The 10733-nt window shown below is 41.5% G+C and carries 7 protein-coding genes; 4 read left to right on the top strand and 3 right to left on the bottom strand.

The window, feature by feature from the left end; translation table 11 throughout:
* Nucleotides 1-406: 406 nt before the first annotated feature.
* The 4 genes from thrS (at nt 407) to rnr (ending at nt 6934) form a co-directional block, all read left to right on the top strand.
* Nucleotides 407-2341, top strand: a complete 1935-nt coding sequence (gene thrS, locus ACQKCG_RS09980) for a threonine--tRNA ligase (RefSeq protein WP_134292654.1) — start codon at nt 407-409, stop codon at nt 2339-2341.
* 23 nt (nt 2342-2364) lie between these two features.
* Nucleotides 2365-2868 (top strand): translation initiation factor IF-3, encoded by a 504-nt coding sequence (infC, locus tag ACQKCG_RS09975; protein ID WP_057762155.1) that lies wholly within the window; start codon nt 2365-2367, stop codon nt 2866-2868.
* Nucleotides 2869-3273: 405 nt separating this feature from the next.
* Nucleotides 3274-4518, top strand: a complete 1245-nt coding sequence (locus ACQKCG_RS09970; RefSeq protein WP_134292655.1) for a toxic anion resistance protein — start codon at nt 3274-3276, stop codon at nt 4516-4518.
* Between the two features lie 139 nt (nt 4519-4657).
* Nucleotides 4658-6934, top strand: a complete 2277-nt coding sequence (gene rnr, locus ACQKCG_RS09965; RefSeq protein ID WP_134292656.1) for a ribonuclease R — start codon at nt 4658-4660, stop codon at nt 6932-6934.
* A 117-nt stretch (nt 6935-7051) separates the two neighbouring features.
* On the opposite strand, the gene ACQKCG_RS09960 is transcribed toward rnr, so the two are convergent.
* The 3 genes from ACQKCG_RS09960 to hisA form a co-directional block, all read right to left on the bottom strand.
* Nucleotides 7052-7333: a hypothetical protein gene (locus ACQKCG_RS09960; protein ID WP_134292657.1), complete on the bottom strand. Its 282-nt coding sequence runs from the start codon at nt 7331-7333 to the stop codon at nt 7052-7054.
* 81 nt (nt 7334-7414) lie between these two features.
* Complete coding sequence (locus ACQKCG_RS09955) at nt 7415-9088, bottom strand: mechanosensitive ion channel family protein (protein ID WP_134292658.1); 1674 nt, start codon at nt 9086-9088, stop codon at nt 7415-7417.
* Between the two features lie 89 nt (nt 9089-9177).
* The gene (hisA, locus tag ACQKCG_RS09950; RefSeq protein WP_134292659.1) at nt 9178-9915 is read right to left on the bottom strand and encodes a 1-(5-phosphoribosyl)-5-[(5-phosphoribosylamino)methylideneamino]imidazole-4-carboxamide isomerase; all 738 of its coding nucleotides are present in this window, start codon (nt 9913-9915) and stop codon (nt 9178-9180) included.
* Nucleotides 9916-10733: the final 818 nt, after the last annotated feature.

Genomic DNA, 10733 nt, shown 5'->3' with positions numbered 1-10733 from the left:
AGTTTTTACGCCAAGGTTGGATGGAAAATGACTTATCTAAATTGTTTTATGATATTCATCCAAAACATAACTCTTTTGTAGTGCAGTGACTATAGTCGTCGCCCAATTCCTTGATATCTAGTGTTGAGAGACGGTTTTTGCTATAATAGGTATTTTGCTGCATTACTTATATATTTTGGCTGTTATGTTACTTCTATAGCGAAATGCGTTTTGCTGTAATACTATTGATTAACTGGCTTTAACCCTTACATCAGCTCTAGCATATATAGTCATAGTAAGACTTTAGGTAATGCGTTCTTTTCACAACATATCACGATGATTAGATATAATTGATGTGGTCTCACGGTTATATGATTGATGGTTGCAATCATCACTGCCAACGGACCCAATAATAGGCGAATAGATTATGGTAGCGATTACTTTACCCGATGGTAGTGTAAAAGACTTTGAAGGTCATACAACGGTCATGGAAGTGGCACAAAGTATTGGGGCAGGACTCGCTAAAGCGACGGTTGCTGGACGTGTAAATGGTCATCTAGTAGATGCACATGATCCTATCGTCGCCGATGCCAACGTTGAAATCGTAACGCCAAAAGACGACGACGGTGTCGATATTATCCGTCACTCATGTGCTCACCTATTAGGTCATGCGGTTAAGCAGCTCTACCCTGATGTGAAGATGGTCATCGGTCCTGTTATTGATGATGGTTTTTATTACGATATCTTTAGTGAAACGCCATTCACGCCTGAGCATATGGAAGCGATTGAAAAACGCATGATGGAGCTGATCAAGCAAGATTATGACGTTATCAAAAAAATGACGCCACGTGCCGAAGCGATTGAGATATTTGAATCACGTAACGAAGACTATAAGTTAAAGCTTATTAATGATATGCCAGGTGAAGAAGCCTTCGGTTTGTATCATCATCAAGAATACGTGGATATGTGCCGTGGCCCGCATGTGCCAAACACGCGCTTTTTGAAAGTATTTAAACTGACCAAAATGTCAGGTGCTTATTGGCGCGGCGATGCGAAAAATGAGCAGTTACAACGTATCTATGGTACTGCGTGGGCTGATAAGAAACAGCTAAAAGCTTATATCCAGCGTATTGAAGAAGCAGAAAAACGTGACCATCGTAAAATCGGTAAAGCGCTGAACCTATTTCATATGCAAGAGCAAGCGCCAGGTATGGTGTTCTGGCATGCTAATGGTTGGACGATTTATCAAGTACTTGAGCAATATATGCGCAAAGTACAATACGATAACGGCTACGAAGAGATTAAGACACCTCAAATCGTTGATCGCAGCTTGTGGGAGCGTTCAGGACATTGGGGCAACTATGCAACCAATATGTTCACGACTTCTAGCGAAAACCGTGATTATGCAGTAAAACCGATGAACTGCCCTTGTCATGTGCAAGTGTTTAATCAAGGTTTAAAGTCTTATCGTGACTTACCACTGCGTATGGCTGAATTTGGTTCTTGTCATCGTAATGAGCCATCAGGTTCATTGCATGGTTTGATGCGTGTACGTGGTTTTACTCAAGATGATGCCCATATCTTCTGTACGCAGGCACAGATTCAACAAGAAGTTGCTGATTTTATTAAGCTAACGCTTGCCGTCTATGAAGATTTTGGCTTTGATAACATTATCATGAAGCTCTCTACCCGCCCTGAAAAACGTGTTGGTAGTGATGATTCTTGGGACTTTGCAGAAAAAGCGCTAGCAGATGCGCTTGACAGCTCAGGGCTAGACTGGGATTACTTACCTGGCGAAGGTGCATTCTATGGTCCAAAGATTGAGTTTAGTCTAAAGGATTCATTAGGACGTATTTGGCAGTGCGGTACCATTCAGGTTGATCCAAACATGCCTGAACGACTAGATGCAGAGTTCGTCAATGAGCAAAACGATCGTGAAGTACCTATTATGTTGCACCGTGCAATTTTAGGTTCATTTGAACGTTTCATCGGTATTTTGATCGAAAACTACGCCGGTTGGATGCCAGTATGGCTAGCACCGCAGCAAGTTGTGGTCATGAACATCACTGATAAACAAGCTGATGCATGTGAAAACGTGGTTAGCGAGCTCAAAAATGCAGGTTTGCGCGCTATTAGCGACTTGCGTAACGAAAAGATTGGATTTAAGATACGAGAGAAAACATTAGAACGTATTCCCTATATGCTAGTATTAGGGGATAAAGAAGTCGAATCGGGCAGTGTCAACGTCCGAACTCGCGAAGGTGAGAACCTTGGCGTGATGAGTGTTTCTGAATTTATTACATTAGTACAGACCGCTGTCAGTAAAAAAGGCCGACAGACCCCAAAAACAGATGAGGAGTAATACCTATTAAACAGTCCAACCGTTTGAACATCAACGAAGATATCAATGTCAAAGAAGTCCGTCTCGTTAAAGAAGATGGCGAGCAAATGGGTGTGGTTGATATCGCAACCGCGATGAAAGCGGCACGTGATGAAAATCTAGATTTGGTTGAATTAGTTCCTGAAGCTAAGCCGCCAGTGTGTAAGATCATGGATTATAAGCATTTCCTCTATGATCAAAAGCAAAAGGCTAAAGAAGCTAAGAAAAACCAAAAGCAGACTCAGCTTAAAGAGATGAAGCTACGTCCTAGTACCGAAGAGGCCGATTATCAGGTTAAACTGAGAAAAATCGTGAGCTTCTTGGAAGATCAAGACAAAGTTAAAATTAGCATCCGTTTCCGCGGACGTGAAATGGCGCACCAAGATATCGGTCGCAAACAACTTGATCGTATCATTGAAGATACTGCTGATATCTCAAACGTCGAACAGTACCCTAAGATGGAAGGTCGTCAGATGGGTATGCTGCTTGGACCCACTAAGAAAAAGTAATCTGTCTATTGGATTGCTTTGAGTGGTGGCTGTTAGTCTATATAGCTATTTATAACTCTAACCATCAATATGCTGCGGGATATTGATGGTTTTTTATTATTTGGACTCAAAAACTGCTGTAATGAACATAGCTATATTGAACATAAATAGCCTAGCATCATTGATTGACGCTATTTTACAAAACCCACCTTCTCAACTTTCTGATTACACGGTAATCTAAAGGTCTAGTTATATTTACTAGTTAGTATTTAGCAGTAACTAATGATCATTTGATAAAAATTAGTACGAGCTAAAAACATTTTATAAATGTATAAAAGCTAAGTGTATAAATAAAAACAATGTATATCACGACTGTCAGAGTCGTTGAAAAAAACACTTCCCTTCTCCGATATCAGAGGATATTTCATGCAAGAATTGACACCACCAGAAAACGCTACAACTCCCAGTATCTCTCTAACAGCACCTGAACCTGTCAAAGAAATACAAAAAAGTGAAGCAGATCAGATGGTCAAATTGGATGAAAGCCAAATTCCTGAGCTCGATGCCAAGGTTGATGCTTTTGTTGATCATGTGCTTACCAACTCTGTGCATAGCGATGAATTTCGACAGAACGTGCAGTCTATTCATAACCTAGGTACCAAAGAGATTCGCGAATCTGCACAAGTATCTAACCGAATGTTAGATTTGCCCGCAAAAAGTTTGAATGACAGCTTATTTGATAATTCCCCTATTGCTAAATCATTGACGGAACTACGCGGGATTGTCGAAGACTTAGATCCTAGCAAAAAAGAGCTGACCAGCTCACGCAAGCTGTTCGGTCTCATTCCGTTTGGCAACAAAGTACAGGATTATTTCCGTCAATATGAGTCAGCGCAGTCGCACATCAATGCCGTTGTGACCAGTCTCTATAATGGTAAAGATGAATTGCTCAAAGACAATGCGATGATTGAGCAAGAAAAAGTCAATATGTGGGAGCTGATGCAGTCTATTCGCCAGTATGTCTATGTTGGCAAAAAGATTGATGAGCAACTTGAGCAAAAGGTCTATGCGATAGAAGCAACAGATCCAGAAAAAGCTCGCATTATTAAAGAAGAGATGTTGTTCTATGTTCGTCAAAAAAACACTGACTTTTTAACTCAGTTAGCAGTGAATGTACAAGGCTATTTGGCGCTTGATACCATTCGCCGTAATAACTTAGAGCTGATTAAAGGTGTCGATCGCGCAACCACGACGACGGTATCTGCACTACGCACGGCTGTTGTCGTTGCTCAAGCCATGACCAATCAAAAATTGGTATTAGATCAAATCACTGCATTGAATAAAACCACCAGTAGTTTGATTGAATCAACTTCAGCGATGCTCAAGCGTCAGTCAGGTGAAATCCATGAGCAGGCGACTAGCAGCAGTATTGAGCTTGATAAACTGCAAAATGCCTTCAATAATGTCTATGACACTATGGATATGATTAGTAATTATAAAATTGAAGCACTAGAGAATATGAAGCAAACGGTCAATACACTGACCACGGAAGTAGATAAAGCACAAAAATACTTGGATAAATCAAATCAGACTACGGTATTAGAAGTCTCAAAAGAGTTGGATAGTAAAAAGATCACTAACCAATCAAGTAGTGTCGATATTGATATTTGATTTATCCCTATAGCGGTCGCCAGAAAACTGACCGCTTCCTGCTACCGAATACACATAAGACAATTGACGCAAGATATTGCGACGTCGTTCGTGTTAAGATAGCCACTGTTAATAATTTTAAAAATAGATACGGTAATTTATGAGTTGGAATGATCCAAACGCCTCAAGTGAGGCAAAAAAATATGACAACCCGATTCCTAGTCGTGAGCTGATACTCAGCACGATTAATGAACATGGGGAAGTCACGCATCAACAGTTGGCAAAAGCCTTTAACATTGATGACCCTGATCAGTTTGATGCTTTGGGCAATCGCCTAAAAGCAATGGCGCGTGATGGACAAGTAAATCGTGATGGTCGTCCTTATCGCTATCGCACGGTGACTAAGCAAGATATCGTCTCAGGTACAGTGTCTGCCCATCCAAAAGGTTTTGGTTTTGTGGTGCTAAGTGATATGCCAGATTTGTTTTTACATGAAAAACAAATGCGCTGGGTATTCAATGGTGACACGGTAGCAGCCGTCGGCACTTCGACAGACAATCGTGGACGTACCGAAGGGCGTATCGTCGATGTTGTCGAACGTCGCCAAAACAACTTTATCGGTACACTTGCTCGTGATGAAGACGGCTATTGTGTTGAGCTTGGTAGCCCGAACAATCATCAACCGATTACGGTTACTGATGACAATGTTCAGGCGCTAAATATCAAACAAGGCGCTCCTGTCAAAGTCGATATCATTGACTGGCCAAACCAGCATGAATTTGCCACTGGTAAAATCACTGAAGTGCTGTCTGACGATAATGATCGTGAATTGATTATTGAGACTACCCTGCTCAACTATGATATTCCATCAGATTTTAGTGAAGCTGCGCTTAAGCAAGCTGATGACTATCAAGAGCCAACTGAGAAAGACATAAAAGGCCGTACAGATATACGTCATCTACCGCTTGTCACTATCGATGGCGAAGATGCTCGTGACTTTGATGATGCTGTATTTGCTGAAAAGCGTTCTGGTGGTAATTACCGGGTCGTGGTTGCGATTGCGGATGTCAGCTATTATGTGACACCGAATTCACCACTTGACCAAGATGCCTATGAGCGTGGTACTTCAGTATACTTCCCGCATCGCGTGATTCCGATGCTGCCTGAAGTGTTATCTAACGGTCTATGCTCATTGAACCCTAATCTAGATCGCTTATGTATGGTTGCTGATATCAAGATATCGCGCGCCGGTAAAGTGACTGGATATGAGTTCTATCCGTCAGTGATGCACTCACAAGCACGTCTAACTTATAATCAAGTAAATGATTATCTTGTGAATCCGAATGATAAGAGATTACCTAAATCACTGACAGGTAATAAAGACGTTAAAAAGTCTGTTGATACGTTACATCAGTTGTATGAGCTACTGCTTAAAAAGCGTGAAGAACGTCATGCAATGGAGTTCGAAACAGTTGAAACGTATATCAAGTTTAACGAGAAAGGCGGAATCGAAGCGATTTTGCCACGCACTCGTGGCGACTCTCAGAAGCTAATCGAAGAATGTATGCTGCTTGCCAATACTTGTGCTGCAAACTTCGCGCTTAAGCATGAGTTACCAGTTTTATATCGTAACCATGATAAGCCTGATAATGAAAAGTCGATGCGTATTCATGAGTATGCAAAAAACTTTGGCTTACCATTCCCGGAAGAGAATCCAACTCAAGCGGATTACCAGCGCATAATTGAAGCGACTAAAGATAGACCAGATGCTATCAGTATTCATAGCATGCTGCTGCGTTCAATGATGCAAGCAAACTATGCACCTGACAATATTGGTCACTTTGGCTTAGCATATGACGAATATAGCCACTTTACCTCGCCGATTCGCCGTTATCCAGATTTAATGCTGCATCGCGCAATTAAAGCAAAAGTCACCAACAGCCAACAGCCTGTTATGGACTTTTCTCTTGAAGGTGCTGGTACACAAACGTCAGATACAGAACGCCGTGCAGAAAAAGCATCACGTTATGTAGAGTCTTGGCTCAAGTGTCACTATATGACTAATCATGTCGGTGAAGAGTTCGAAGGCGTTGTGACTACGGTTACTAGCTTTGGTTTATTCGTCACATTGACTGACTTATATATCGACGGTTTGGTTCATATCTCAAATGTTGGCGATGATTTCTTTGTCTACGATGAACAGCAGCAGCAGCTTATCGGTAAAGATAAAGGTACGCTATTTGGACTGGGCGATTCGGTTAAAGTGAAGGTTGCAGGTGTCAACATGGACCTGCTACAAATTGACTTTGATTTGAAGGCTAAATTGCAATCTAGTGCAATGAACCAAAGCAAAAAAGGTCAACCGAAGAAAGAACAACCTAAGAAAACCCCAGCGAAAAGAAGCAGCAACCGCAGAGGCGCTGCCAAAAAAAGCTAAGCTTAGACTGATACTTGGATACTGATGTTGTAATACAATCAAAAAGGCTAACGTAATCGTTAGCCTTTTTTATGCTGTGTACTTTTCAATTGTAGATAGCATAGCTACTTATTGTGCCTATTGCGCATCGTCCAATTGGTCTACACGGTCTTGTTCGGCTTGCTGCGCTTGGTCAATTTTACTGGTAGCACTATCTACGATAGCTTTCGGCTGTTGGCTAAGTGGCTGGCTAGTAATATCTGTATCAGAGGTAGCTACTGTAGAATCAGGCTGTTCAGCAGCTACACTACTGGTTGCAATCTCTCTGTTTTGTTCACGACTATTGCCATTGATAATGTTAAAGCCAAGTAATGCCACAATACCAATTATTGCAAAGATAATAACGTGTTTCATTTCCATAAAAAGCCCCGTATTTGAATGACCACCAAATATAGATTCTGTTGCACTTTTTATGCCTAAACTTTATTTAACATCTAATACCTATTCTTGTGGACTATTATTATTCAATAAATCCGTCTCATCTGAGCTTTGAGCAATCTCTTGCTCGACTTTTTCCATCAGCTTATCGTCAGGACGGGCGTCGAGAACCTCATTAGCACTGCGACCTTGTAAAATGGTTTTGGCTCGAGCCTTGGCTTGTTTTTTATCTTGGTCATCCGTATGACTTTCGCTGACCTGATTGTTTTCATCAGGTTTAGGGACAGTCGGAGTAATCGTCATATCAGATTGAATATTATTAGCATTGCTGACACTGCTTTGCATGTGCTCAAAGGCTTTTTCTAACTTATTGTTGAAGCGCAGACGATAGATAGGCTCAGGTAAACTAAAGCCTTTATCTTCTAGTGCGTGCTTGGTCTCGCGAATGGCGATACTGCGTGCTTTGGCAAAGTCAGTCTCTGATTGATCCACCCAAACCTGAAACTCCAAAACAATATTAGAATCACCTACATTGGTAATAACCGCAATCGCTTTGGGCTCGTCCAAGACAAACGCTAGTGTATGTATTGCATCTAGCCCTACTTTAATTGCTGCTAATGGATCATCATTGGCGTCGACGCCTAATTCAAAAGTAAATCGACGCTCAGGGTTTTTGGTGTAATTTAGAATGGTACCTTTAAAGACTTCAGCGTTAGGAATGCGCAGCTGATTACCATCTAATGTCATCAGTATCGTCGCGCGCGAGGTCAAACGAACCACGATTCCCTCTTGTCCATTAATCACGATATGATCACGGGCACGAAAAGGTTGGCGAATGCTCAGCATTAATGAAGCGATATAATTTTCAATGGTATCTTTGACTGCGAAACCAACCGCAATACCAATGACACCTGCCCCACCAAGCAATGTGCCTAAAATAGTCTCTGCACCTATTAGACTTAGTCCTAGAATCAGACCAAAGATAACAAAGATGACTTTGACCGTTTGCGACAGCAGCTCAGCGACAAATGGATTGGGTGTTAGACGTTGCCACATCTTTTTGCGATTAGATAACCAACTGCCAAACCATGCCACCAAGGCAAATATAACAATGCCGACCAATAGTAGTGGTAGCGCCTTCACTAGATTGGTCGCCTGCGCTTTTAGACCTTGATAGACCGTTGAGACATTCTCTTGAACATCTAGCGTGCGGTTAATTCTGTCTTCTACAGTGACGACATCTGTTAGTCGGTTGGTTAAGTTAATCGCTTGCTGTGCTTTTTTTTCGTTGGCTGTCTCTCCCGTTAGGGTAACGACCCCTTGGGTGACACTAACATTGACGGCTTGTAAGCCTTCGATTTCAGAGAAAATACCGTTGATACGTTGACGAATATCGTTGTCTTTTTGCGGTGTGGGTGTGGTTTCGATTTGAGCGTTATTAGTGCTTTCGCCACTGATTACTGGCGGTGGAGCAGGCGTTGGCAATGAGCTGTCAAGTTCTGTAATGTCACCTTTTGATGTCTCATTTTCTAATGTGGCAGAATTATCGTTAGATACGCTTTCCTCTGTCGTCTCTACACCTTCAGTTGTCTCTATACCTAACGCTGCTGCGACACCAGAAATTTCTTCACCGGCAGCATGCGCTGAGAATGCAAAAAGGATGCTTAGTAGCAACACCATTTGACCCCACGCTTTTATAGAACTGCGTATTATTGGACGGTCAATGTAAGTGGCCATAAGCATCCTTTATTTTTTACGGGTTTTTCTCGCTTAACTTGTTGCTGATAATTAGTTGCCTGTTTTTAGCTGACTAACTTTGGCGGTTTTTAGCTATCTAAATAAAGCTGTGCTTCGCTCAAGTTCAGCGTGCCTTCATAGATAGCGCGGCCAGTGATGATACCTTCGATACAATCACCATACGGCTTTAACAGCTCGATATCTTTCATATCGGTAACGCCACCTGATGCAATCACAGGTAGTCCGCCTTCACGCGCCAAATTAACAGTTTGTTCAACGTTAACGCCTTGCATCATGCCATCACGAGCGATATCAGTATAAACGATTGATGACACGCCGACGTCTGCAAAGCGCTTAGCAAGCTCGGTCGCTTTGGTATCTGTCACGTTTGCCCAGCCATGAGTAGCGACCATGCCGTCTTTGGCATCTATGCCGACGATGATATGACCGGCAAATTCGCGGCAAGCTTCCGCGACAAAATTAGGATCTTCAACGGCTTTTGTACCGATAATGATATACGTCAAACCTGCGGTAATATACTGCTCAATGGTGTTCATGTTGCGTACACCGCCACCCAATTGAATAGGCAGGTTCGGGTAGGCTTTGGTGATATCATTGACCACTTGTCTATGTACTGGGACGCCATCAAAAGCACCATTCAAATCGACCAAATGCAAGCGACGAGCGCCTTCATTTACCCAACGTGCTGCCATAGCAACTGGGTCATCAGAGAACACCGTATCATCTTCCATACGGCCTTGTTTTAAACGTACACACTTACCATCTTTTAAATCAATAGCCGGGATAATGACGGGCACAGCACACATATAGCATTCCTTATAAAGCACAAGATTGGCAATAAATTTAGTAAATTGAAGTTTTGAGAATGAAACGTTATTGAAGCGTCAAATAACGAGAGAAAACGCTGCTTAAAAGTAGCATAAATTATGAACAGATCGAAAACCAAGACATCGCTAAGTTAGCAATCTGTTTGAATATAAATAAGAAAGACAGAAACTAGACAATCATAACCATAAGTTTTAGTACGTAGAATCACTACCAACAATCGTTAAATTCTATTACTGACTGGCAATTTTAGGTCAATTTAGCGTATAATCCTAGGTAAATTTTTATTTGTTTCTATGTGATAGTAACCATGTGTTACGCTTTTTGTTGAGTTGTTACAACTCACTAATACAGCATGGTGATCAGGATGGATCGAGCAATCGCTCAATACGCCAATAAAATATTGGCCAAGAAATTGCTAAAAAGGGCTATCTGAAAAATCTCAACCAATAGTCTCTAAACCATCGATTCTGCGGTATTTAACCTTAATTAGATGTCTTGCAAGCCCCTATCACTAGCTAACTATATTAAAACCGTTACGATTAAAACTATAGCAGCTTATAATAAGTGAAGTTTGCTTATCAGTTGCTTAGCTAGTTTGTCTTTTAACCAGTATATCATCTACCTTAATAGATCGTTATTTGGCCACACTCTTATTCTATCGAATACTTTTAGACGGTATTAGTGAGCGAGAGATGGTCAAACATACTGGTGTTACAAGTTTTAAATTTCAATGAAACGTGTGATAAAGCCATTTGTATTTAAACCAGTCTCTTTTAGCCATGTGCTGTAGTGATTG

Origin of the sequence: Psychrobacter sp. NPDC078929 (genome assembly GCF_050267985.1) — a bacterium.
In the GTDB taxonomy this organism is placed as follows: domain Bacteria; phylum Pseudomonadota; class Gammaproteobacteria; order Pseudomonadales; family Moraxellaceae; genus Psychrobacter.
The sequence above is the reverse complement of the archived record's forward strand: the minus strand, read 5'-3'. Positions and strand labels throughout refer to the sequence as shown.